The organism is Parvimonas sp. M20 (assembly GCF_035282425.1).
GTDB lineage: Bacteria > Bacillota > Clostridia > Tissierellales > Peptoniphilaceae > Parvimonas.
In genome coordinates, this window is the sequence record NZ_JAYKBQ010000168.1 from 1 (window position 1) to 271 (window position 271).

Annotated in this window: 1 protein-coding gene; it reads right to left on the minus strand. The window is 35.4% G+C overall.

What is annotated here, in order from left to right; translation table 11 throughout:
* Positions 1-271: hypothetical protein (locus VJI93_RS08835; RefSeq protein ID WP_324009329.1), on the minus strand; the 271-nt coding region annotated here is incomplete at both ends.

Sequence of the window (271 nt, forward strand, 5' to 3'; positions counted from 1 at the left end):
CATCTTCTGTTTGCGCTGTTAATTCCTGGAATCCTTGTGTAAACTTTACATCTTGTACATGTAATAAATTTTTTCTGATAATAATTTCACCTGCTTTTTCTATCGACCATTCTTTTTCATTTAGTACAAAGGAAGATGGTCTGAACTGAATTCTGGCGCCATCTGCCAGTGTGTATACATCTGCAAATAGGAGTGCTTCATTCAAGGTATTGGAAGCACTTGTTTTGACTTGAACTACAGAGTGATCTTTTTTGGATACTATGTTGATAGT